We start from the raw sequence: 23,781 nt of genomic DNA, 5'->3' as shown, positions 1-23,781 counted from the left end.
GTCCAGGTGACGGTAAACGACACCACGGGGGATGGAATGGACTCGGAGCTCACCCTGATGGCCGTGCACGCCCACCCCGACGACGAGGTGATGGGCACCGGCGGCGTCCTGGCGAAGTACACCCAGGAGGGCATCCGTACGGTCCTGGTGACCTGCACCAACGGCGAGCAGGGCGACGGGCCCGGCGGCGTGAAGCCGGGCGAGCCCGGGCACGACGACGCGGCGGTGGCCGAGCAGCGGCTGGCCGAACTGCGCGAGTCGGTCGCCCACCTCGGCATCGACCATCTCGAACTGCTCGGCTACCGCGACTCCGGCATGGTCGGCTGGGAGGGCAACGGCCATGCCGACGCGTTCGCCAACGTCCCGGTCGAGACGGCCGCCGCGCGGCTCGCCGCGCTCATGGAGCGCTACCGTCCCCAGGTGATCGTCACCTACGACGAGAACGGCAACTACGGGCACCCGGACCACATCCAGGCCCACCGCATCGCGGTCGCCGCGGCAGAAATGACCGGCATCCCGGACAAGCTGTACTACATCGCCGTGCCGCGTGAGCGGATCCAGCGGATGTTCGAGTTCCTGCAGGAGAGCGGCATGGCCCCGGAGGACTTCGAGATCCCCGACGACTTCGGCACCCCCGAGGAGCTGATCACGTCCGTCGTCGAGGTCTCGCCGTACGTGGAGAGCAAGATGAAGGCCCTGCGGGCCCACGCGAGCCAGGGCGAGAACATCCCCGTGCTGCAGATGTCCCCCGAGGCCCAGCACCAGGCCTTCGCGCACGAGTTCTTCATCAGGAAGACGTCCCGGGTGGCCACCCCCGACCAGGAGGACGACCTCTTCGCCGGCCTCCGCTGAGTTCGCGCCCACGCCGGGCGGCGGCGCCGACCTGGGTGAGCTGCCGCCCTTCCCCGGACGGGAGAAGTAGACTCACTGGGATGACGTTCGATCTGCATGGGCGTACGCGCCGGCTCGAACTCGCCGACCAGGAGTTGCGGTCCTTCGAGGCGATCGTGCTGGAGGCCACGCCCGAGGGTGTCGTCCTGGACCGGTCGGCCTTCTATCCGGGCGGCGGCGGTCAGCCCCCGGACCAGGGCGTGCTGCTGTGGCAGGGCGTCGAGACGAGGATCGAGGGCGTCCGCAAGGGCGACGACCTCTACCTGATACCGGCGCAGGACGATCCGATCCCGCCCGCGGGGACCGTCGTACGGGCGGCCGTCGCCGACGAACGGCGCTCTGCCCTCATGCGCACCCACTCCGGCCTGCACGTGCTCTGCGGCGTCGTGTTCCGCGACTACGGCGCCCTCGTGACCGGCGGGAACATGGAGCACTTCACCGCGCGGATGGACTTCAACCTCCCCGAGGTGCCGCCGGGCTTCAAGGAGGCCGTCGAGGACGCCTGCAACACCGAGATCGCGGCCGACCGCCGCATCGACGTACGGGTGCTGCCGCGCGATGAGGCCTTCGCGATCCCCGACATCATCCGCACCGCGACGAACCTCGTGCCCGAGGGCATCCCGGAGGTACGGATCGTCGACATCACCGGGCTGGACACCCAGGCCGACGGAGGCACGCACGTCGCCTCGACCAAGCAGATCGGCAGGATCAGGGTCGCCAAGATCGAGAGCAAGGGTCGCGGCTTCCGTCGCCTGCGCATCGCGGTCTCCGACTGAGCCGTCCCCCCGCGAGGTGCGGACCGCGTACGGCCCGCACCCCTCCGCTGTTCTTCGTTCCTTACGGGGCCGGGTAGTCCGTGACGTACACCGGCGCGCCGACCTTGGTCGTGTCGGCCGCGTCGCCCACGCCGTTGACGACGTGGTCGATCGTGCCCGCGCTGAGGTTGACCGTCATGATGTGGTGCAGCCGCACGCCCGGGGTCCGGGGCACCTCGAAGCCGTTCTCGGTGTGGATCGACGGGTTGTTCTGGTTGAAGACGTAGACACCGGCGCCGTACAGGCGATGCGTCCGCACCCGGTCGCCGACCTTGTAACCGGCGTACCCCTCGACCTTGCCGTTCATCCAGTCGGCCTGGGTCGGCGGGTCGTACGGCAGCTCGTTCTGGTAGAGGATCGTCGTGCCGTCGTCGCCGTTCCAGACCGTGTTGTAGCGCTGGAAGTGCTCGACGAACAGGCCGGTCGCCGTCACGTGGTCGCCGTTGACGACGGCGCCGTAGCGGCCGATGTTGGTCTGCCAGCGCTGCGTGTCGGTGAAGCCCTCGACGCCGTGGTCGGCGCGCCACACCCACGTGTGGTCGATGAGCACGTCGTCGCTGTCGACCTGCAGCGCGACGTCGGTCTTGCCGACGTGCGGCCCGCCGACGCGGAAGTACACGTCGGAGAGGGTCGTCGGGTCGTTCGCCGAGGTCCGGTGCCCGCCGTGCTCCCTGCCCACGCGCAGCAGGACCGGCGACCTCTCCGTTCCGGCGTCGATGGTCACACCCGCGACGACGACGCCGGGGACGTCCGCGACGTCGATCGGGGTCGAGCCGTGGACGGCGGTGAGCGTGGCGTGCCCGAGGCCGAGGACCACCGTGCCGGGACGCCTGACCTCGATGCTCCGCGCGATGTCGTACACGCCCGGCGTGAGCAGCAGGTGCCTGCCCCGGGCGAGCTGGCTGTTGATGGTCTGCACGGAATCCGACGGCCTGGCGACGAAGAAGTCGCCGATCGGCAGCGTACGGCCCGGGGTCGGGCCGTTCGCCCAGGAGACGCCCCGGGTGTTCTTCCGCGCCGCGGGCACCCGCACGTTGTACCTGCCCTGCGCGTCCACGAACAGGTACGGCTTCTCACGGCTGACCGGCGTGGTGTCGAGCGTCGTGTACGGCGGGTTGGGGAACCCGCTCTCGTCGGGCGCTCCGACGACCCCGGAGAAGACCTGGTTCCACACGCCGTTGGACCAGCCGGCGATCTCGGTGTTGCGGGTCAGCCACTGCTGCTGCGAGCCGTTGATGACGGAGGGCAGCTTGGAGTCGGCGATGAAGCCGCCGCTGGCGTACTGCGGGCCCGCGGTGCAGTAGTCCATCAGCGACAACGTGCCGCCGGTGACGTTGAGACGGCGCATCGAGACGGCCTGGGAGACGGCCCAGAAGTTCGCCCCCTTCCGGCAGTCGTCCTGCCCGGCCCCGTTGATGTTGATCGAGAGGTTGGACAGCGTGCGCCAGAAGTTGACGAGCGCGAGGCAGTTGCCGGTGCCGTTGTTCTCCAGGCAGCGGTTGTAGACCTCGACCTTGCCGTTGATGACGACGTCCCCGGGGGAGGCGCCGAGACCGGCGATCTCGGTGTAGTAGCCGACCTTGATCTGCAGGGGGTGCTCCGCCGTGCCGTACGTGCCGGGCCTGAAGAGATAGGCGTGCCGGGACGTGCCCATCTCGTTGTCGACCTGGGCGGCGTTGGCCGCGTCGAGAGTCGCCTGGATGTCGGCGACCGGCATGCTCGGGTCGAAGACGGTGACGTTCGGGCCCAGGTTCGCGGCGCCCGGGTTGTGCGGGGTGGCCACGGCTGCCGGGGGTGCCACGGACAGCGCGGCGGCCGTCATCAGCAGGCCGGCGGAGAACACGAGGCCGATCCGGCGACGGCCGGTCATGCGGTCCGTCCTTCCCGCTTCATGGTGCATCCAGAAGACGTGGGGGTGGACGGCGGGGAGGAGGACACCGCGTGGGGGGTCCCTCGACGGGCGCGCTGGCCCGTTCCGGTGCCGGGGTGGCTCACGATCGTCATCGACCTGCCTACTCAGGGGGTGGACGGCCTGACACCGGCCGACCCCCGTGAAGGCACGTGAGAGCGCTCTCTCGGGTGGGCGGGCTTGTATCAAGCCGCGAAAAATGTGATGAGTCGTTTGTACCCCGCGAACCCCTTCTGGCGCTATGTCCTCGACCGCCCCTCTTACCCGCGTGAGGCGCGGCCCGGCGTCGCGATCCGTCCGGAACGCGCTCTCGCGACGCGGCGTCAGAGAAGGTCGTGCAGCTCTCGCAACAGATCAACGCTTTCGCGGCCAGGCCGGGCCTCCACGCACAGGGTTTCCATCACTCTCGTGTAGAGGTCGACGTCCTCGCGCTTGTCGAGGTAGAGCGCGCTGTTGAGCTGTTCGAGGTAGACCAGATCGGGAAGGTCCGGCTCGGCGAACCGCAGCATCGTGAACGGTGGGCCGACCAGGGCATGGGCGGCGGCGTCGTACGGAAGAACCTGGACAGACACGTTGGTGCGTTGCCCCATCTCGATGAGGTGCCGCAACTGGCCCCGCAGCACCTCGGGTCCCCCGATGGGGCGCCGGACAGCGGCCTCGTCGATGACCGTCCACAACGTCGGTTTCTCAGCCGCCGTCAGAATCCGTTGACGCTCTCGCCGCACCTCGACCCGGCGGTTGATCTCCCACGCGGACGCGTCCGGATGGGCAAGCCTCATGTACGCCCTGGCGTAGTCCTCCGTCTGCAGGAGAGCGGGGACAGCCTGCGACTCGTAGCTCCGGATCACCGAGGCTCCCGCCTCCAGCCCCAGATAGGCGTTGAGCCAGGGCGACAGGACGTCGCTGTACTTGTGCCACCAGCCCGGATTGTTGGCCTGCTTCACCAGGTCGAGGAATGCCGCGCGCTCCTCGGCGTCCGTCACGCCGTAGAGCGTCAGGAGATCGGCGACGTCCCGCTCCTTGAAAGGGCTGCGGCCCAGCTCAAGACGGCTGATCTTCGACTCGCTGCCTCGAATGAGGTGTCCCGCTTCGGAGCGTGATATGCCTTTCGCCTCACGCAGCCGACGTAGCTGGGTGCCCAGTGTGATGCGTAGGACAGCCGGTCCGCTTCCCGATTGACCGGGATTCCCGTCGGCCGGCCATCCGCTTCCTGCGAGTACCGCCGCCATGAACTCTCTCCCGCGCAGATTCCTGACCGGGGAAACACACCTCGATGAGGGTCTGCGCACGTTGAACCGTCCCAGACCGGACAGTACGCCATCGAATTGTCCGGCGCCCATGGTAGCCCAGTCCGTCGCGGGATCCACAATGCATGTGCAAATAGCCGCTCATGCGCATGTGCAACTCTGCAGGGCTCCCCGCGGGCGGGCGCAACGGCAGGAGAGTAGCCAGACAGAAGGCAGCAAGAGAATATCTCCCGCGCAAAACTCTCCAACCATGCCGACCGAAACTCCGATCGACCATGAGGAACGCCCCACTACCCAATAAAAAGCATCTGCACGTGCATCTGGTCGGTCATAATCACGTGCGGATGGCCCTTGCACGGAGATGATCGCTGGGCGAGGATAAGCGCCATCGAGCGTGGCGCCTCATAGAGGCCATACGAAAACGAACGGCCCTCCGTGTACGAGACAGAGGGCCGTTCCTTGATCAGGTCCCGCGCTTCCACCGCACGAAAGGACATGAACGATGACGAAGATACCCCCTGCGACCCGCGGCCGGTGGGTCCCACCGGCCATTCCGCTGAGATCACGGGCCGCGAGGTCGGCCACGGCCTCGGGCGCGGCCTCGTGAGTCGCCGGGACAGGACACCGTCGGAAACGACGGACCATCCCGGCGCGACGACCGATCAGCCTGTGGGCCCACGGAGATGCCGGCTGGCGCGCGGGCGCGTGGAGGCCAGCGGGCCCGGTGACGGACACCCTCCGGCGCTGCTGTCCTCCCGCGCCCTCCTCCTCGTGTTCGTCTCCGTGCAGACCGGGGTGACCGTGACCGTCAGCCCGGCGCTCGCGCTCCCCATCGGCGTCGCCCTCACCACGCTGGCGCTCCTGCACAAGCTGACGGGTTCCTGACGGCGCCCGGCTCTCGGGGCATCGGCCAAAGCGAGGCGAGGCCGGTGCCGATCCGCCGCCGGGAGCGGTCGACGGCGTCCGGCTGACCGGCTGGACGCCGTTCGACCAGGCCACCCGGAGCGAGCCGTCAATCCCGAGCGCGAATCACCGAAAGGGCTTTCTCCGTCACCGCCATCCACATCGCGAAGACGGCGCAGCCGCTCTCGAATGCGACGAGCCGCGAATACCATTTCTGGTCCGTCCCTTCGGCCTGCGCCACCGTACGGAGCAGTAACAGGCCACCGGTGAGATTTACCAGACCCCAAACAAGGTTGACCACCGGACCGGAATCCCGGCCGAACGGGGTCAGGTGCCGGCGTCCCGTCACCGCCGTCCCCAGGTGGGGGGCGCTGTTACTCACCAGCAGTCCGGCGGTGAACGCCCGGGCCTCGGGAGACATTCCCATCAGTCCTCCGTCTCGGCCGCATTCACCTGGCCGGTCCATCCGTTGTGGAAAAGCATTGTCCGTGCGTAATCATCCGTACGGACAGAATGCCGGACCGAGCCTTTTCCGGCGAGCCTTTCGGAACCGCGGCGCGCTTCCGGGTCAAAGCCCCGTTCAGCACTCCACGTACGGCGGCTGAAGCGGAAGACCTGGACCAGGCTGTCTCGCGGACCGTGTAGCCGGCCGCCAGCTCGTGGGCGTCTGCGTCAGCCACATCCAGGCCAAGACGGGGCTCGCCCAGTCCACCGTCTCCACCTACATGGCCACGCTCGAACGGGCGGGCCTCGTCCGCTCCACCCGCGTCGGGAAGTGGACCCACTACCGGCGTGACGAGGAGGGCATCGCCCGGCTCATCGAGACGATCAGGCGCAGCGTCGGGAGCGCCGACGTGGCGGACATCGTCCGCCTGTGAGCTGCCGCTTGCCGGGCGGGCACGACCCACCCGGCAGGGGATTCCGTCAGGCCGGCCTCAGTGGCCGTGTCCGTGGAACTCGGCTCCGGCGTCCGCCCGGGCCGGCAGGAGCACGGCGGTGACCACCACGGCGAGGGACAGCACCGCGCCGATGACGAAGGCCAGCCGCATGCCGCCGAGGTTGGCGAGCACCTCCGTCGTTCCCGCGGACCTCAGGGCATCGGCCCGCGCGCCCATCACCGTGATCACGAGCGCGGTGCCAAAGGCCGCGGCGACCTGCTGCAGCGTGCTCAGGATCGAGCTGCCGTGGGAGTACAGGTGCGGGGGAACCGCGCCGAGCCCGAGGGTGAACACGGGGGTGAAGGTCGCGGCCAGGCTCACCATCAGCAGCGCGTGCAGGCCCAGCAGCTGCCAGAACGGCATGGTCATCGTGACCTGGGTGAAGCCGGCGAGCGCGAGCATGATCCCGACCGCGCCCGGAATGACCAGCACCCGGCCGCCGAACCGGTCGAACAGGCGGCCGACGGTCGGGCCGAGGAGCCCCATCGCGAGGCCGCCCGGCATCACGAGGAGCCCGGTCTGCAGGGGGCTGAGCTGCCGGACGTTCTGCAGGTACAGCGGCAGCAGGATCATCGCGCCGAGCATCGCCATGAAGGAGACCGACATCAGGATCAGCGCGATCGTGTAGGTGCGGTGGCGCAGGGTGCGCAGGTCCATCAGCGGCACGCCGCGCTTCTGCAACGACAGCTGGCGGACGACGAACACCACGATGGCGGCCAGGCCCGCCGCCACGATCGAGGCGGCCACGCGCACGTCGCCGCCCTCGAACCGGCTGAGCCCGTAGACCAGGCCGCCAAAGCCGGCGGCGGCGGTCACCACGCTCAGCCAGTCGATGGCGCCGGCCTCGGGCTCCCCGACGTTCTTGAGCTGCCGCAGGCCGCTCCAGGTGATCAACGCGGCGATGGGGAGCACCACGGCGAACAGCAGCCGCCAGGACCCGAGCTGGAGGATCACCCCCGAGACCGCCGGGCCCATGGCGGGCGCGACCGAGATGGCCAGCGTGACGTTGCCCATCACACGGCCGCGGTCCGACTCAGGCACAACCTGCATCAACGTCGTCATCAGCAGCGGCATCATCACGGCCGTCCCGGACGCCTGGATGATGCGGGCGCCCAGCAGCAGCTCGAACGACGGCGCGACGGCGGCCAGCGTCGTGCCGAGCAGGAACAATGCCATCGCGGTGGCGTACGCACCACGGGTGGACACCCGTTGCAGGAACCACCCGGTGATCGGGATGACGGCTGCCATGGTCAGCATGAATGCGGTCGACAACCACTGCGCCGTCTGTTCCGTGATCTGCAGTGCGCCCATCAGCCGCGGAATCGCGTTGATCAGGAGCGTCTCGTTGAGGATCACCACGAACGTGGCGAGCACCAACAGCCGGATCACGGCCGGGGTGCGCCCCGAAGCGGCCGGGGCCACAGGCTTGGCGGGGGAATCAGTTGGTGCGATTGACACGGTACCTCGATCAGGATCGTCGGAACATGACGCGGGCATAGCTGGGGCTCAGCCCTGGGCCCCGCAAGGAGTTGCGTTCATGGAAAGCCTGACGGACGCCACCGACAAAACTCATCGCCCATGCCCAGAGTTACGGCACGTGCCATGAAATGTCACATGGTTTTCACCTGAGACAGGCGCCGACGGCCCGCTGCCGGTCCCGACACAGCCGCCCGGTGCGCGCCTCCAAGGCGCGCGGGCAGGCACGCCGTGGTCCCGCACGATCGTGCCGATCCCTGTCACCGTCGCAGAGACCGCCTCCGGTATGGGTCGCGGCTTCCAGGCCCGGCTCCTGGGCGGCTTTGAAATTTACACCGGCAGCGCTGGATCGCCCCCGGACCCCACGTCAGCCTGAGGCCATGATCCCGCCTGCGGCCCGCCCGAGCGGCCTCTTTCGTGTGCCCCCACACCACCGCGGTGGCCCTGGCGGCATGCCCTGCCGCATCTCTCCAGCCAAGGCAGCGGAACCGAAAAGTTTCGAAAAACCCGTCATCAGCTTGGACGCGGGCGAAGAGCCCACTCTCGCACTTCTCCGTCCTGCAGCGCCTATAGGACGCGAAGTCACTGGTGATCGGATCTCTTGACGTACAACTGGCAACTTCCTATGGTCTGCATTACTTTCGTAACAACCTCGAAACTTTCGGTCGCCCCGTCGCCCATATAGATCAAGTCACGACTTGCCGCCACCCGCCCGGCGGGGCTGACCTGATCCACAGAGCCGTCACATCCCTGTTCTCAACCCGAGGAGTTCCTGTGGTTCGTTCCGCACTGTCCATCGGCGTCCTGAGCGCCACGGTCCTGCTGGGCGGGGTGGCTCTCACCAGCTCGGCCTCGGCCGAGCCGGGCACCGCCGCCGCACCGGCCAAGGCCGTCCGCTACCCGGCGGACTCGCTGCGCGCCCTCGGCGACAAGGTCGGCCTGCGCATCGGCACCGCCGTGAACATGGACGAACTCGGCAGCAACACCGACTACACGCGGATCACGGCCGAGCAGTTCTCCAGCGTCACCCCGGAGAACGTGATGAAGTGGCAGCTCGTGGAGCCCACCCGCGGCACCTACGACTGGGCGCCGGCCGACCGGCTGGTCGCCTTCGCGAAGGCCAACAAGCAGCTGGTCCGCGGCCACACGCTGGTGTGGCACAGCCAGCTGCCCACCTGGCTCTCCTCGGACGGCTACACCACCACCCTGTCCAACGACGAGCTGAAGGCCCTGCTCAAGAAGCACGTCCAGGACCAGGCGAAGCACTTCAAGGGCGACATCTGGCAGTGGGACGTGGTCAACGAGGCGTTCGACGACGACGGGAAGCCCCGCCAGACAATCTGGTACAAGGCGTGGGGCGGCCTCGGCTACATCGCCGACGCCTTCCGCTGGGCGCACGAGGCCGACCCCAAGGCGCTGCTGTTCTACAACGACTACAACCTCGAGTTCACCGGGCCGAAGAGCAACGCGGTGTACGACTTCGTCAAGACCCTGAAGGCCCAGCGCGTGCCCATCGACGGCGTCGGCTTCCAGGGCCACCTCGACACGCAGTACGGCTTCCCGGACCTGCAGAACAACCTGCAGCGCTTCGCCGACCTCGGCCTGAAGGTGGCCGAGACCGAGGTGGACGTCCGCACGTTCACGCAGGCCGCGCCGAACGTGAACACCCCGACCGACCCGCTGGCTCCGTACGCCCAGGAGAGCTACTGGTCGCGCGCCCTGAAGGCCTGCCTGGCGGTGCGCGAGTGCATCTCGTTCACCCCGTGGGGCTTCGGCGACACGTACTCCTGGATCCCCGGCTGGTTCGACAACCCGCAGGAGGGCGCCGCGCTGCTGTACGACGCGGACCTCAAGCCCAAGTCGCAGTACTACGTGATCCAGCAGGACCTGGCACTCGCCGCCGGCGCGCCGCGCCGGACCGGCCCGGGCGCCGGTCACTGACCGAACCGACAGGAACGGGGCCGCACTCCACGAGTGCGGCCCCATTCGCGTACGTCAGTCTCCCGGCAGCCCGTCATGAATCCGTAAGCCCTCGCGAGGCCGGGCGGCGGTACGGTCGCGACTGTGCTTCCGAATGTCCTTTCCGGCGCGGATCTCGATTCGCCGCCGTGCCGGGAAAAGAGGCCGGACGATGGCCCGTGATTCCGCGATGAGGCAACGGGTCGAAACGCTTCTGCGGGGCATGCCCGGCCGTTTCGGCAGCGTACTGCACTCCGAGCGCGTGGCCGCCCTGCTCGGCCTGTCGCTCGGGATCAGCTTCACCGTGGCCTTCGCCACCGGTCTGTTCAGCCACTTCCTGCAGCATCCACCCGGCCGCCTGGCATGGCCGTCCCGGCCGGTCGGGCTTTACCGGGTCACGCAGGGACTCCACGTCATCGGCGGGCTGGCGACTATTCCGCTGCTTCTCGCGAAACTCTGGGCCGTTTATCCGAAGCTGTGGCAGTGGCCGCCCTTCCGGTCACTCTCCCACGCCGTGGAACGCGCGCTCGTACTCGTTCTTGTCGGCGCCTCACTGTTCCAGTCGATCACGGGCCTGCTCAATGTCTCGTACGTTTACCTGTGGCCGTTCTCTTTCCCGGCCGCGCATTACTGGACGGCGTACCTCCTGTACGGAGCCTTGATAATTCACGTCGTCAACGAATGGGCGAAGGTGCGCAGGCAGCTGTGGACACGGGAGCGGGTCGAACCCCGGGAGGTGGTGACGGCGCGGCGTCGTTTCCTCGGCACCGTGGCCGCCGCGTCGGGCGTCACCGTCCTGTTCACGGCGGGCGAGACGTACGCACCGCTTTCCAGGCTCGCCCTGCTGGCGCCACGCGACCCGCATACCGGCCCGCAGGGCCTCCCGGTCAACAAGTCCGCCGCGGCGGCGGGAGTGACCGCTGTGATCCACGATCCGGGATATCGGCTCACCGTGACCGGCGCGGTGCGCACGCCGCTGTCCCTGGCGTACGCCGACCTCCTGCGGCTTCCCCAGCACACCGTCCGGTTGCCGATCGCCTGCGTGGAGGGCTGGAGCGCCGAGGCCGAGTGGTCGGGAGTCCGGCTGCGTGATCTCGCCGCCCTGGCCGGTGTCGCGCCGGACGCCGTCCTCGTGGTCGAGTCGCTGGAGAAGGGCGGCGGCTACCGGTCCAGCGAGGTGCGGGGACCGCACTGGAACGACCCGCTCACCCTGCTGGCGTTGCGGATCGGCGGTGCGCCGCTCGCACCCGACCACGGTTTTCCCGTACGGCTGATCGCGCCGAACAGGCCGGGTGTGCTGCAGACCAAGTGGGTGTCGAAGGTGGTGGTGGCGTGAACGCACCGCGCCTGCTGGCGTACGGGCTCGGCGGCGGCCTCATCGTCGCCGGACTCGCCGGCCTGGTCGTGGACGCCGGCCTCACCGACCCGCTCGGCTGGGCCCTGTGGTTCGGCGGCCTGATCGTGGCGCACGACGGGGTGCTCGTACCGCTCGTCCTGCTCACCGGCGTGGCCGTGGGGAGGATGCGCGAGCCGTCACCGGTGCGGGCCGGGCTGATCGTCGCGGCCGTGCTGTCCCTCATCGCCCTGCCGATGGTCACGGGTTTCGGCCGCCGGGCCGACAATCCCTCACTCCTGCCGCTCGACTACGGGCGCAACCTGCTCGTCGTCCTGGGCCTGGTCGCGCTCGTGACGGCGCTCACCGCGACCGCCGTGCGGCTTCGGGCCAAGCGCCGGCGTCGATAGACGCCCGCTCACCCGGTGGTCGGTCTCGGTCACGGGCTTCCGGTCACAGCGATCCCTCTTCAGGGGTGATCGGACACCGCGGCCAGCAGGCCCTCGAAATCCTCGCAGCAGGGGCCGCAGGCGCGCAGGTGAGCGGCGATCCCCGGGTATCGCCGCCGTACGGCCTCCGGGTGCCGCGTCACGAGTTCGACGTACACGTGGAGCAGCTCCATCGCCTTCTCACAGCCGACGTCGCGTGGGTCGGTGCCCAGGAACCGGTCGAGCTCGTCCCAGCCGTTCATGATCGCCTCGAAGTGCCGATGTCCAGATAGCCTCGGGCGACGAGCGCGGCGCGCAGCTTCCGCCTGGCGTCGAACATCATCTTGTAGACGGCGTTGCGGTTCGTGCCCAGCTCGACGGCCAGAGCGTCAGCCGGGACGCCCTTCAGCACGATCGCGACGAAGACCCGGCGCTGCCGTTCGGTGAGTTCCTCGTCCACGGCCCGGCGCAGCGCGGCGAGCAGATCGTGCCACTCGAGGCGTTCCGCCGGGTCGAACCCGAACCGGTCGGGCAGGCGCTCCCAGTCCTCGCCCTCCAGAGGCACTCCCGGCTCACGCCAGAAGTGGCGGCCGAGCTTGGCCGACACCTCCAGGACGGCGAACTTGTAGACCCAGGTGGTGAACCGGCTCTCACCGCGGAACTGACCGAGCTTCGCGGTGACGGCCAGCAGGGCGTCGGTGGCGGCATGGTGAGCCACGTCGTCCAACTCGGGTCCGGACAGGCGCAGTCGCGGGGCGCGCCTGCGTACCTCGTTGCCGGCCACGCGCAGCAGGATCGCGTGCAGCCGTTCCAGGGCCGCCTCCCGCTCCGCTCCGGCGCCGCCGAGCGTACGCAGCCACTCGGCCGACTCCGCGTCGACCGAGGCGAGGGTGGCCTGGTTCTCCCCGTGGCCGGGATCCGCCGCCATGCGTCCGATGGTATTGACCGCCGCCGGAAGGTAAGACCTCGGCCGTCGGTGACGCGAAGACGGTGACAGACCGATTTTCGAGACGACAGGGACATCGACATGACACTGCTTCACCCCGGCGACCGGTTCCCGGATCTGGCCGTGGCCCTCCCCGGCGGGGAGACCCTGCACCTGCCCAGCGCGCTGGCCGGGCACTTCGGCGTCGTGCTCTTCTACCGAGGTTCGTGGTGCCCCTACTGCAAGGCGCAGTTGCGCGCCTTCCAGCGGTCGTCGGACGCCCTCGCCGCTGTGGACGCCAAGGTGGTGGCCCTGTCGGTGGACGACGAGGCTACGACCCGCGAACTGGTGGACACGCTTCGGCTGGACTTCCCGGTCGGCCACAGCGCCGACCCGGACCTGCTGGCCCGCGCCACCGGCGCCTTCGTCAACGACGACCCCAGGTATGTCCAGTCGACCGGCTTCGTACTCGACCCCGAGGGCCGGGTCGTCGTCGGCGTCTACTCCAGCGGCGCGATCGGCCGCCTCGTCCCCGAAGACGTCGTCGGCCTGATCCGCTACATCAGGGAGCACTCGCCCGCCGCCTGAACCCGCCGTACAGGGCGGCACGGGCAGGCCGGACCGTCACCGGCCTGCCCGACCGATCCCCCGCAGCCGTGGTTTCGGTGCCAGGCCTTGCGCAGCGCCTGGGTCATGTCGGTGACCACCCGCTGCCTGGATGCGGACTTGCCGCGGGTGGCCGCGGACACATGGTCGGTCCACACGTGCCAGGCATCCTTGCCGAGGATCCGGTAGAGCACGCCAATCGCAGCCATGGTGGTGACCTCCCAGTGATTAGGCACGCTGAACTCTCGTGCCACTGCGTCTTGATCGAACGCGCGGAACTGGTGGACCGACATTCCCAGACGATCGGCGCACGAAGAAGGGCCACACGGTGCGATCCCAGGCGCGATCACGACCCGATCAGCGTCTCGAGACCGTCGAGGACACGGCCCAGGCCGAAGTCATAGGCGTGCTGCGGGTCGTAGGCGGTCCCGTGGGCGGCGCCGACGGCGGAGCCGACGCGGGAGGCCAGCGGGTAGGTGCGCTCGTCCAAGACCCGCGCGAGCAGGGGACCGTTGGTAGCCCACCACTGCTCGTCGGTCATTCTGCTCTCGCAGCGCGCCGTCTCTGCCTCAGCCCTTGAGCGCGCCCAGCCGCGGACGAACTCCAGGACGAAGGTCAGTGCGGAGTCTAGGTCGACGTCGTCGAGTCGCAGGCCGTCGAACGCGCTCAGTTCGTGCTCGTACTTCGCGAGCGCGCCAGGCCCGAGTAGCGGACGGCTGGTCGCCACGCCCACCACCCACGGATGCCGCTCGAACAGCGCCCGGTTCTCCGCCGCCACAGCTGTGACTCGCTCGCGCCACGGCCGACCCGCGGTGTCCGTGTGCGGCATCGCCGCGTAGGCGGCGTCGAGCATCAGGTCCAGCAGTTCGGCCTTTCCTGGGACGTAGGTGTAAAGCGTCATCGCGACTACACCGAGGTCCTGCGCGACGCGGCGCATCGTCATCGCACGGAGCCCTTCGGCATCGGCGATCGCGGTCGCTGCGGCTACGACGGCGTCGACGCTCAGCCCGGGGCGTGGACCACGTTGCGTGCCGGCGTCCTGCTCGCGCCACAGGAGCTTGAGTGTGCGTTCGGGGTCGCCGGCGTTGGTTCGTTCAGCCGCCATGTGACAGGACTCTACCAACTCTGTACTATGTACATTGTACGGAGTACAGAGATGAGGAGTCGCTGCCTTGCAGATCACTTCTTCCGCCGTGTCGCTCAACGTCGACGACGTCGCCGCGTCCAGCGCGTTCCTTGCCGAGCACTTCGGGTTCCGGGCCGAGATGTCCGCCGACGGCTTCGCGTCACTGACGCGTGACGACGTCGGCATGAACGTCATCTTCCTGCGGCGCGGCCTGGCCACCTTGCCCGCCGATCAGCGGGACGACCACGCGTCCGGCCTGATCCTGGCGTTCGTGGTCGACGACCTCGAGGGCGAGCTGGAGCGACTGAAGTCCGAGGGCGTACCGATCACCATGCCGCTGACCGCGGAGGAGTGGGGTGAGCGCGCCTTCCAGGTGCGTGACCCCAACGGCGTGATCGTCCAGCTCGTCGACTGGAACGCTTGATACAGCTGAGGTCAACCCGGGCCCTTTCTATTCCTCCCTGCGACATGCGACAACACCCTCAAGATCATTCCGCGCGCTCAGGGCCGTCCACGTCAGCTGGCCGATCGCTTGTGGGACATCCCGTTCTTGCCGGGTTTGATGAGTCATCGGGCAGGGTGATCACCTTTTGGGAATGGCGCGGAAGGATCATGTCCTGGTGACAGGTCTGTGGTCGGTGGGAGGGGTTGGGTGTGCAGTTGGTGGGTGAGGGTCTGGCCGACGGCTGCGGAGGTTTTGCCGCTGGTATCGATGCCTAGGTGGTTGGCGAGGCCAGCGAGATGCAGGCGAGTGACGGCCTCCAGCAGCAGGGCGTAAGTGCTGGCGGTGGTACGGATGCGATGCCGAGCGACGGTGGCCAGGATGAGGGTGATGAGGGTTGCAGGCCACCACCACCCGGCGAGGAGCAGATACAGCAGGGCCCAGCCGATCAAGTTTGCGGCGCGGGTCACGGCGGTGCGGGTAGTGGCGATCTCGGCGCGGGTGGTGTCGGCTAAGTGCAGCCACAAGTACGGCCAGACGGTGGGCAGGTCCACGTGCAGGTCACGGTCAAGGCGGACGGCGGCGACGTTGATGCGGTCGCCGCTCCAGGTGGGCCGGTCGGGTGCTTCCAGGCAGATGCGCGTGTACTTCCGATATTCGGCGTGCCGCCGGGCGCGTTGCTCCAGATCGGGCGGTGCTCCGGCTCGGCGGTCCTGCTCGGCCTGCTGATAGAGCCGGTGATACTCGGTGTGCGCGGTCGTCCACCGGGTGTGACGGCGGCCGACCCGCTGTTCGGCCAGCTGGCGCAGCGGAGTCGGCCAGGTGCGCCAGTCCGCGGCCAGTATGAGCCGTTCGGCTGCCGATCCCACGCCTTGCGTGGCCAGCCCGGCCCCGGCCGCAGCTGCCAAGGTCGCGACCACTGCTACCACCTGCCCGCCGGTGCCGCTGGCGGCCGGGGTTGTGGTCCAGGCGGTGATGCGGGCTGCGAGATAGGAAACGTCCAGGGCATGGCGGTGACCCAGGATCATGGCCGCAGCAGTGACGGCTAGGTACAGCAGGCCAGGTAGCACCAGGAGCGACAGCCACCGTTCGGCGAGTTTCTTGCCCAGTTCGTCTAGGAATCCGCCCATGGCTATAGCTTGTCCCGGCGCAGTGGTTGGCCGGTGATGGTGCATGTGAGCGGGAAGGTAGTGGTATCACCCACGCGGCGTCCCGAGCACCGGCTGTGTGGGCACAGGTATATCGGTTCGAATGGCCGCTGTTCATCGACCCCGCTCAAAGGCACCGATCGCGCATGCCCCCACACCCCGAGAGGGTCTCCGGCTTTGAGTAACGCAGTATGCAGTGCCTCCAGCGGGCCGACCGGGTCCTGGCCAGCGCGCACTGCTTCCAACAGCTGCCGCAGTGGGGATCTCTTACTGTCGGGCAGGAATTTGCGCAGGTCGTTCAGCTGAGCGCACACGTACGCCAGGCTGTCGGCGATCCGGCTGGTCTGGTGGGTTTCCTCGTTCACCGAGTTCTCGCTTTCTCCTATGCTTGCACTTTCCAAACGCCCCGCGGGCGGTGGATGGCGGATGATGCTCGGGCATGGTGACCATATCGAGTGAATTCCTGTTTGCGTATCGAAGGTGGCATTAGCCTTACTTTAGGTATGTGATCAGGGGAGAGCGCGTGGCAGAACGAGAAGATCTCCTACAAGCCTTACAGGAGCGGTTGCAACGGGTCAGCGCAACACAAGATCCCTCACTGGTGCTGGAACAGGCCGCCCTTACCCAAGCCGCGCGACTCGCCGAGACCCTTCGCGGCGACAAGACCGATCTACAGGCGTTGCATCTGCTCGGCTGGCTGAGCTGGTACCGCTACCTGGCCCTGCCTGAAGGACAGGACCGTGCGGATCTGGACACCGCGGTCGACGCGTTCACCCCCTGCTTCATCAACGGCAGCGAGTCCCTGCCCGAACCGCTGCTGCCCGTTTTGGCCGGTCGAGCGGTTTCCATCGCGGCAGAAGTCCTCAGTCGGGCCCTCGGCCCGGCAAGTCAAGCCCTGTTGCCGGCCGCGGTCCAACTGTGGCAGCGCATCGTGAATGCCACTCCCGCCGACCACCCCGAGCGTGCCGGGATGCTGTCCAACCTTGGGATCGCGCTGCGGACACGGTTCGAGCGAACCGGGGCGATGACGGACCTGAACGAGGCGATCCAACGGCAACACCAGGCGGTACAAGTCACCCCCACCGACCACCCCGACCGCGCCGCGATGCTGTCCAACCTTGGGTCCGCGCTGCACGAACGGTTCCGACGGACCGGGGCAGTGACGGACCTGAACGACGCGATCCAACAGCTACACCAGGCAGTGCAGATCACCCCCACCGACCACCCCAACAGCGCTGGACGCCTGTCCATCCTGGGAATCGCGCTGCGGACACGGTTCGAGCGAACCGGGGCGATGACAGACCTGAACGACGCGATCCAACGGCAACACCAGGCGGTACAAGTCACCCCCACCGACCACCCCAGCCGCGCCATGTACCTGTCCAACCTGGGGTCCGCGCTGCACGAACGGTTCCGACGGACCGGGGCGATGACAGACCTGAACGACGCGATCCAACGGCAACACCAGGCAGTGCAGATCACCCCCACCGACCACCCCAACAGCGCCCAGATGCTGTCCAACCTGGGAATCGCGCTGCAGGCACGGTTCGAGCGAACCGGGGCGACGACAGACCTGAACGACGCGATCCAACAGCTACACCAGGCAGTGCAGATCACCCCCACCGACCACCCCAACAGCGCCCAGATGCTGTCCAACCTGGGAATCGCGCTGCAGACACGGTTCGAGCGAACCGGGGCGACGACAGACCTGAACGAGGCGATCCAACAGCAACAGCAGGCGGTGCAGGTCATCCCCGCCGACCACCCCGACCGTGCCGGGATGCTGTCCAACCTGGGAATCGCGCTGCAGACACGGTTCGAGCGAACCGGGGCGACGACAGACCTGAACGAGGCGATCCAACAGCTACACCAGGCGGTGCAGGTCATCCCCGCCGACCACCCCAACAGCGCCATGTACCTGTCCAACCTGGGAATCGCGCTGCGCGAACGGTTCCGACGGACCGGGGCGATGACGGACCTGAACGAGGCGATCCAACAGCTACACCAGGCAGTGCAGGTCATTCCCACCGACCACCCCAACAGCGCCGCGATGTTGTCCAACCTGGGAATCGCGCTGCACGAACGGTTCCGACGGACCGGGGCGATGACGGACCTGAACGAGGCGATCCAACAGCTACACCAGGCAGTGCAGGTCACCCCCACCGACCACCCCAACAGCGCTGGACGTCTGTCCAACCTGGGAATCGCGCTGCAGGCACGGTTCGAGCGAACCGGGGCGACGACGGACCTGAACGAGGCGATCCAACGGCAACAGCAGGCGGTGCAGGTCATCCCCGCCGACCACCCCGACCGTGCCGGGATGCTGTCCAACCTGGGAATCGCGCTGCAGGCACGGTTCGAGCGCACTGAGCTCCAGGGTGATCTTGATGCGGCGTTGTCGGCTTATATGGACGCGGCCGATATCAAGGCTGCTGCGCCATCGATCCGTATCGGTGCGGCCCGGGCCGGCGCGTCGTTGGCGGCTTCGTTGCAACCGGGCCGGGCTGCCGACCTGCTGGAGGAGGCAGTGCGACTGCTGCCACAGGTCGCTCCGCCACGGCTGGAGCGATCTGACCAGCAGCATGCCATCGGTCGGTCTGCTGGGCTGGCCTCTGATGCGGCCGCTTTGGCTCTGGCCGACCTGGACACGCCCACAGGGGAGCGGGCTACTCGTGCGTTGCGGCTGTTGGAAACCGCCCGCGCGGTGCTGTTGAGCCAGGCGCTGCATACCCGCAGCGACCTGACCGATCTGCGCGAGCGTCATCCGAAGCTGGCCACGCGGTTTGTCGAACTGCGGGAACTGCTGGACCAGACCATCGATCCGATGCCCCCGGCGTCCGCGACCACCTCCGTGCAGGAGGCTGCGACGCCGCGATTCGAGCAGGCCGCGTGGGATCGGCGCCAACTAGCCGAGGAGTTCACCGCTCTCCTGGACCACATTCGCACCCTGGACGGTTTCGGCTCATTCGCTCTTCCCCCCACCACCGAGCAGTTGTTGGCCCAGGCGATATCCGGCCCGGTGGCGGTGTTCACTGTCAGCCGTCACCGCAGCGATGCCCTGCTGCTGACCACCGGCGGCATCACCGCCCTGGAACTGCCCGCTCTCACCCCCGACACGGTGATCGACCAGATCATTGCCTTCCACCAGGCCCTGCACACCACCACCGACCTCAGCACCTCCCTGGCCGACCGGATCGGCGCCCAAAAGGCGATCCGAGACATCCTGGGCTGGCTGTGGAATGTGGCCGCCGAACCGGTGCTATCCGCGCTGGGCTACCACCGGCCACCCGCACCGGGCCGGCCGTGGCCGCGGGTGTGGTGGGCGACGGGCGGACTGCTGGGGCTGCTGCCCCTTCATGCCGCCGGCCACTACACCGACCCGCCCGACCCGCAGCATCGCACGGTTATGGACCGGGTTGTCTCTTCTTACACCCCTACGGTCGGCGCTCTGCACCACGCCCGCCAGCACATCGCCGCCCACCCCACTCCATCCCACCGGGGGCTGATCGTCGCGATGCCCACCACCCCCGGGTTGCCCGGCCAGGGTCGCCTGCCCAACGTGCCCGCGGAAGCCGCCATCGTGCGCGCCCACCTGCCTGACCCGGTGCTGCTGGCCGAACCCGGCGACGACGCCCCCGCCGACCCCAGCCAGGTACCCACCAGGGCCAACGTGCTGGCCCGCCTGCCCGGTTGCGCGATCGCGCACTTCGCCTGCCACGGCCTCAGCAATCTGGCCGACCCCTCTTCCAGTCACCTGCTGCTGCACGACCACCAGACCACTCCGCTCACCATCGCCGCCTTGGCCCGCGTAGCTCTCGATGAGGCGAACCTGGCGTACCTATCGGCCTGCAGCACTGCCTTCACCGCGACTACCGAACTGCTCGATGAGGCCATCCATCTGGCCTCAGCGTTCCAACTCGCCGGCTTCCCCCACGTCATCGGCACCCTATGGCCCATCGACGACGCCATCGCCGTCACCATCGCCGATGCTTTCTACACCGCCCTGACAACCAACGGCGGCACCCTGGACCCCAGCCGGGCCGCCTACGCCCTACACCAAGCCATCCGGGCTGCCCGCGATAACTACCCCACTACCCCGTCCCTGTGGGCCGCCCACATCCACGCTGGCGCCTGAACCCCACCGGCCGGGATGTGCAGTCCCGGGCGACGATCAGCCGCTACCCGACGCGGGCCGGCCTTGTCACCGAGCCGAGTAAACGGCCACGATCTTCCTACATCCGCTGCCAAGCCGAGCAGCCGAACGAGACCTGGCAGGCCGACTTCACCCACTACCGGCTCGCCGACGGCAGCGACGCCGAGATCCTCACCTGGCTGGACGACCACTCCCGCTACGCCCTGTCGGTGACCGCCCACCCCCGCCTCACCGGCCCGATCGTGCGCGACACTTTCCGCCACGCGACGGCCGCCCACGGCGTGCCCGCCTCCACACTGACCGACAACGACATGGTGTTCACCACCCGCCTGGCCGGCGGCCGCGGCGGCCGCAACGCTTTCGAAAGCGAGCTGCGCCGCCTGCACGTGACGCAGAAGAACTTCACCCCCCAACCACCCCACCACCTGCGGAAAAGTCGAACGCTTACAGCAGACCATGAAGAAATGGCTACGCACCCAGCCCAATCAGCCCCTCACCACCGCCCGCACCGCTCCCCGCCCCACCAAGCCACCCCCGCTGCGATCTACACCAACCAACCAAAGGCACAGCCGGCCGGCAGCCGCGACGGCGACACCCACATCCGCGTCCGGGTGGTCACCGCCGCCACCGGAGAACTCCTCCGCGAGCTGACCATCGACGCCACCCGCGACTACCAACCCCAGTACACAAAGAAACCCCCGAACCCGTAAGTTCGAGGGTTTCCGATGTCTTGCGACATCACAGAGCGGAGAGCGTGGGATTCGAACCCACGAGACCGGTCACCCGGCCTAGCGGTTTTCAAGACCGCCGCCATCGTCCACTAGGCGAGCTCTCCCTGGTGGCGCCTCATGCGAGGCGCCATGCCGCAGACTAGTCTCTCACCGGCCCGGCCGTGACCGCGACCGGTGAAAAAGATCAGCCGGCGCTTCTACAGGTGGTCAGGGATCTCGGAGAACTTGCGCTCCGCGAGTGCCTGGGGGCCGGCGAAGCCGTCGCCGACGGAGGCGGCCAGGCGGAGGTAGGCGTCCCGGGTGGCCTGCTGCAGCCGGTCCAGGTCGATCTCCGCTCCCTCCTCCAGGTGCGGGTCGTACGGCACGCGAACGACCGTACGGCAGCGGGCGGCGAAGTGGGCCTCCAGCTTGTCGAGGTCGACCGTCGACTTCGACCGCGGCCGTACGCTGCAGAGCACCACGGTGGCGGACCGGACGAGGTCGCCGTAGTGGTGCGCCTCCAGCCAGTCAAGGGTGGCCGAGGCCGCACGGGCGCCGTCAACCGAGGGCGAGCTGACCAGCACGATCTGGTCGGCCATGCCCAGCACACCCGACATGGCCGAATGCAGGAGCCCGGTGCCGCAGTCGGTGATGCAGATGGAGTAGAAGTTCTCCAGCACCTGGGCCACCGAGTGGTAGTCCTTGGCGCTGAACGCCTCCGACACCGACGGGTCGCGGTCGGACGCCAGGATCTCCAGCCGCGAGGTGGTCTGCGACGTGAAGGCCCGGATGTCCACGTACCGCTTGATCTGGGCCCGCTCGTTCAGCAGGTCGCGTACGGTCGCCGACGTCTCCAGCTCCACCTTGTCGGAGAGCGTTCCACGGTCCGGGTTGGCGTCGACGGCGATGACGCGGTCGCCGCGCACCTGCGCGAGCGTGGCGCCCAGGCCGACGGTCGTCGTGGTCTTGCCCACCCCGCCCTTGAGGCTGAGCACCGCGACCCGGTGGTGCCCTGTGGCGACCGGTGTGCGGGCGCGCTGGACGAGCTCGCGGCGGCGCCGCACCTCCGGGGCCTCGCCCGGCTTGATCAGCCCGGCGGAGGCCTTGTAGACCAGGCGCCGCCAGCCCGTCGCGGGAGCGTTCCTGCGGCCGCGCAGGAGGACGACCGGGTCGAGACTGTCGGCGTTCGGCTTCGATCCCGCCGTCTTGGGCCCTGTGGCGCGTGCCGGCGAGCTGAACGCGGAGACGGGCGGAGCGGGCCGCCGCGGCGACTGGTACGCCTCCCGCTCCGCGAAGGCGTCCCTCTCCGGAACAGCCGGAGCGACCGGGCCATCCGGGATGACCGGAGCGGCCTCGGCGGTGGAGCGAGGCGGGGCGGCGGGGCGAGCGGGGACGGGGGGATAGACGGAGGCGGCAGGACGTTCCCGTTCCGGTGCCGGGTCGGGAGCCACAACGGGCTCCGGTGCCACGGCCTGCTCGGGCGCGGGGGTCGCCGCCGGGCCCGGCTCGTACGGCTTGCGCTCCTCGGCCGCCAGGTCGTCCCGCAGCGATCCGGTGAAACGATCGTCCACACGCTCGTCCCGCAGGGAACCAGTGAAGCGGTCGTCCGCGCGCTCGGACCGTAACGAGCCGGCAAAACGATCACCCGTACGCTCGTCCCGCAGGGATTCGGTGAAGCGATCGTCCGTGGGCTCGGGCCGCGGGGGCGCGAACGACGACGAGGCCTCCGAGGGAGCCGGAGGCTCCTCCGGCTCGGCGTCGGGGGCGTCCTCCTGCCTGACCGCCTCCACCGGCACCGCCGGCTCCAGCCAGCCCCGCAGCGGCTCCTTCGACGCGGACGGCGGGTCCGGGGTGTGACGTTGGCGGGTCTCGGTGTCCGAGAACGCCCCGATGTTGTAGGAATCGGTGTCCACGGGCGACGAGAACGCACCACGCCCGAAGGCCCCTCCGGACGCCGGGGCGGAGTGGTCGTCGTCCTCCTCCTCGTCCCGGCTCGCGGCCGGAGACTCCGGCGCGTCGGCCGCGGGGTCCGCCGCACTGCCGAACGACGGGGCGCTGACGGGCCCGGTCGACGTCCCCAAAGGCGTGCCGAAGGCCGCGGTCGGCGTCCCGAAGGATTTGTACGATTCCCCGCTCTCCGTCTCCGACGGCGCACTTCCGAACGGGGAGAACCGCACGGGCCCGGTGGAGGACTCCACCGATGGGCCCTCTTCCCGCTCCTCGCTCACGGCCGAGGCTTCATCGGAGCGTTCCTGCCGCACAGGTTCCGGCGGTGCGACGAAGGCCGTTTCGCCATATCCCGAGTCGGTTCCATATCCCGAATCGGTGCCGTATCCGTAGTCGTACGCGGAGGTCGCGGCGTTGTCGCCCTGGTCACCCGTGCCGTACGCGGCGGAGCCGCCACCGTAACCGGACTCGCGGATCGGGCCGGTGGACGACGCCTCCCGGGACTCGGTGTCCTCCTGGACCGGGGCGCCGTACGCGGACTCGGTCGTGGCGCGGAACAGCCCGCCGGACGCGGGCTCGGCCGGGACGAGGCTCCAGGGGTCGGCGGGGTACGGCGAGGCGGGCTCGGGCTCGGCGGCGGGCGAGGCCGGTGGAGAGGCGAGGGTCGCGGACGTGACCGCGCTCACCGCTATCTCGACCTCGTCGGGCATCTCCTTGATCGCGTCCAGCCACGCGAGCTGGTCCTCCAGAGAATGGGGATCCTCACGATCATGTCTCGCCACCGAGTACCCCCTCGGGATGGGCTTATGGGGTAGCAATCACATT

At 68.7% G+C, this 23,781-nt stretch carries 22 protein-coding genes and 1 tRNA gene; 12 read left to right on the top strand and 11 right to left on the bottom strand.

Annotated elements, in window-relative coordinates:
• Positions 1 to 6: 6 nt before the first annotated feature.
• Positions 7 to 852, top strand: coding sequence for a PIG-L family deacetylase (locus F5972_RS13410; protein WP_225311434.1), 846 nt, complete (start codon positions 7 to 9; stop codon positions 850 to 852).
• Between the two features lie 80 nt (positions 853 to 932).
• A complete protein-coding gene (locus tag F5972_RS13405; protein WP_150933776.1) occupies positions 933 to 1,667 on the top strand; it encodes an alanyl-tRNA editing protein in 735 nt (244 codons plus the stop codon).
• A 61-nt stretch (positions 1,668 to 1,728) separates the two neighbouring features.
• On the opposite strand, the gene F5972_RS13400 is transcribed toward F5972_RS13405, so the two are convergent.
• On the bottom strand, positions 1,729 to 3,576 hold the full coding sequence (locus F5972_RS13400; protein ID WP_150933775.1) for a pectate lyase family protein: 1,848 nt from the start codon (positions 3,574 to 3,576) through the stop codon (positions 1,729 to 1,731).
• A gap of 21 nt (positions 3,577 to 3,597) precedes the next feature.
• Between F5972_RS13400 and F5972_RS37205 the strand changes: the two genes are divergently transcribed.
• Positions 3,598 to 3,771 carry a hypothetical protein gene (locus F5972_RS37205; RefSeq protein ID WP_191910091.1) on the top strand — a complete coding sequence of 58 codons (174 nt, stop codon included), beginning with the start codon at positions 3,598 to 3,600 and terminating at the stop codon, positions 3,769 to 3,771.
• A 167-nt stretch (positions 3,772 to 3,938) separates the two neighbouring features.
• Here F5972_RS37205 and F5972_RS13395 read toward each other — a convergent pair whose 3' ends face one another.
• Positions 3,939 to 4,844 (bottom strand): helix-turn-helix domain-containing protein, encoded by a 906-nt coding sequence (locus tag F5972_RS13395; protein WP_150933774.1) that lies wholly within the window; start codon positions 4,842 to 4,844, stop codon positions 3,939 to 3,941.
• A gap of 723 nt (positions 4,845 to 5,567) precedes the next feature.
• Between F5972_RS13395 and F5972_RS13390 the strand changes: the two genes are divergently transcribed.
• Entirely contained in the window at positions 5,568 to 5,747 is a 180-nt protein-coding gene (locus tag F5972_RS13390) for a hypothetical protein (protein WP_150933773.1), read from the top strand.
• Positions 5,748 to 5,874: 127 nt separating this feature from the next.
• Here the strand turns inward: F5972_RS13390 and F5972_RS13385 are convergent, their stop codons facing one another.
• On the bottom strand, positions 5,875 to 6,192 hold the full coding sequence (locus F5972_RS13385) for a hypothetical protein (protein WP_150933772.1): 318 nt from the start codon (positions 6,190 to 6,192) through the stop codon (positions 5,875 to 5,877).
• Between the two features lie 232 nt (positions 6,193 to 6,424).
• On the opposite strand from F5972_RS13385, the gene F5972_RS13380 reads away from it, so the two are divergent.
• Positions 6,425 to 6,643: an ArsR/SmtB family transcription factor gene (locus tag F5972_RS13380; protein ID WP_318527581.1), complete on the top strand. Its 219-nt coding sequence runs from the start codon at positions 6,425 to 6,427 to the stop codon at positions 6,641 to 6,643.
• A gap of 57 nt (positions 6,644 to 6,700) precedes the next feature.
• Here F5972_RS13380 and F5972_RS13375 read toward each other — a convergent pair whose 3' ends face one another.
• The gene (locus F5972_RS13375; protein ID WP_225311433.1) at positions 6,701 to 8,092 is read right to left on the bottom strand and encodes an MDR family MFS transporter; all 1,392 of its coding nucleotides are present in this window, start codon (positions 8,090 to 8,092) and stop codon (positions 6,701 to 6,703) included.
• A gap of 861 nt (positions 8,093 to 8,953) precedes the next feature.
• On the opposite strand from F5972_RS13375, the gene F5972_RS13370 reads away from it, so the two are divergent.
• From F5972_RS13370 to F5972_RS13360, 3 genes are all read left to right on the top strand, one after another.
• Entirely contained in the window at positions 8,954 to 10,120 is a 1,167-nt protein-coding gene (locus F5972_RS13370; RefSeq protein WP_150933770.1) for an endo-1,4-beta-xylanase, read from the top strand.
• A 241-nt stretch (positions 10,121 to 10,361) separates the two neighbouring features.
• Positions 10,362 to 11,474, top strand: coding sequence for a molybdopterin-dependent oxidoreductase (locus tag F5972_RS13365; protein WP_150933769.1), 1,113 nt, complete (start codon positions 10,362 to 10,364; stop codon positions 11,472 to 11,474).
• Entirely contained in the window at positions 11,471 to 11,881 is a 411-nt protein-coding gene (locus F5972_RS13360; protein ID WP_225311432.1) for a hypothetical protein, read from the top strand. Before F5972_RS13365 ends, F5972_RS13360 begins: the two co-directional genes overlap by 4 nt.
• A gap of 59 nt (positions 11,882 to 11,940) precedes the next feature.
• Here F5972_RS13360 and F5972_RS13355 read toward each other — a convergent pair whose 3' ends face one another.
• Both F5972_RS13355 and F5972_RS13350 read right to left on the bottom strand, forming a co-directional pair.
• Positions 11,941 to 12,162, bottom strand: coding sequence for a hypothetical protein (locus F5972_RS13355; RefSeq protein WP_150933768.1), 222 nt, complete (start codon positions 12,160 to 12,162; stop codon positions 11,941 to 11,943).
• Positions 12,159 to 12,827, bottom strand: coding sequence for an RNA polymerase sigma factor (locus F5972_RS13350; protein ID WP_150933767.1), 669 nt, complete (start codon positions 12,825 to 12,827; stop codon positions 12,159 to 12,161). Before F5972_RS13350 ends, F5972_RS13355 begins: the two co-directional genes overlap by 4 nt.
• Positions 12,828 to 12,926: 99 nt before the next feature.
• Between F5972_RS13350 and F5972_RS13345 the strand changes: the two genes are divergently transcribed.
• Positions 12,927 to 13,412 (top strand): peroxiredoxin family protein, encoded by a 486-nt coding sequence (locus tag F5972_RS13345; RefSeq protein ID WP_150933766.1) that lies wholly within the window; start codon positions 12,927 to 12,929, stop codon positions 13,410 to 13,412.
• On the opposite strand, the gene F5972_RS37200 is transcribed toward F5972_RS13345, so the two are convergent.
• Together F5972_RS37200 and F5972_RS13335 are read right to left on the bottom strand one after the other, a co-directional pair.
• Positions 13,382 to 13,639, bottom strand: coding sequence for a hypothetical protein (locus tag F5972_RS37200; protein WP_191910117.1), 258 nt, complete (start codon positions 13,637 to 13,639; stop codon positions 13,382 to 13,384). The two genes, F5972_RS13345 and F5972_RS37200, sit on opposite strands and share 31 nt — an antisense overlap.
• Positions 13,640 to 13,776: 137 nt before the next feature.
• Positions 13,777 to 14,535 carry a TetR/AcrR family transcriptional regulator C-terminal domain-containing protein gene (locus F5972_RS13335; protein ID WP_150933765.1) on the bottom strand — a complete coding sequence of 253 codons (759 nt, stop codon included), beginning with the start codon at positions 14,533 to 14,535 and terminating at the stop codon, positions 13,777 to 13,779.
• A 67-nt stretch (positions 14,536 to 14,602) separates the two neighbouring features.
• Between F5972_RS13335 and F5972_RS13330 the strand changes: the two genes are divergently transcribed.
• The gene (locus F5972_RS13330; protein WP_150933764.1) at positions 14,603 to 14,980 is read left to right on the top strand and encodes a VOC family protein; all 378 of its coding nucleotides are present in this window, start codon (positions 14,603 to 14,605) and stop codon (positions 14,978 to 14,980) included.
• A 143-nt stretch (positions 14,981 to 15,123) separates the two neighbouring features.
• Here F5972_RS13330 and F5972_RS13325 read toward each other — a convergent pair whose 3' ends face one another.
• On the bottom strand, positions 15,124 to 16,128 hold the full coding sequence (locus F5972_RS13325) for a hypothetical protein (RefSeq protein WP_150933763.1): 1,005 nt from the start codon (positions 16,126 to 16,128) through the stop codon (positions 15,124 to 15,126).
• 541 nt (positions 16,129 to 16,669) lie between these two features.
• On the opposite strand from F5972_RS13325, the gene F5972_RS13320 reads away from it, so the two are divergent.
• Together F5972_RS13320 and F5972_RS13315 are read left to right on the top strand one after the other, a co-directional pair.
• Positions 16,670 to 20,281 carry a CHAT domain-containing tetratricopeptide repeat protein gene (locus F5972_RS13320; protein ID WP_150933762.1) on the top strand — a complete coding sequence of 1,204 codons (3,612 nt, stop codon included), beginning with the start codon at positions 16,670 to 16,672 and terminating at the stop codon, positions 20,279 to 20,281.
• Positions 20,282 to 20,298: 17 nt separating this feature from the next.
• Complete coding sequence (locus F5972_RS13315) at positions 20,299 to 21,009, top strand: DDE-type integrase/transposase/recombinase (RefSeq protein ID WP_225311431.1); 711 nt, start codon at positions 20,299 to 20,301, stop codon at positions 21,007 to 21,009.
• A 36-nt stretch (positions 21,010 to 21,045) separates the two neighbouring features.
• Here the strand turns inward: F5972_RS13315 and F5972_RS13310 are convergent.
• Positions 21,046 to 21,134: transfer RNA gene (locus F5972_RS13310), tRNA-Ser, on the bottom strand.
• Between the two features lie 93 nt (positions 21,135 to 21,227).
• Positions 21,228 to 23,738, bottom strand: coding sequence for a nucleotide-binding protein (locus F5972_RS39170; protein ID WP_318527580.1), 2,511 nt, complete (start codon positions 23,736 to 23,738; stop codon positions 21,228 to 21,230).
• Positions 23,739 to 23,781: the final 43 nt, after the last annotated feature.

Origin of the sequence: Microbispora cellulosiformans, from assembly GCF_008728085.1 — a bacterium.
Lineage (GTDB): Bacteria > Actinomycetota > Actinomycetes > Streptosporangiales > Streptosporangiaceae > Microbispora > Microbispora amethystogenes.
This window is presented reverse-complemented; position numbering and strand designations above follow the sequence as displayed.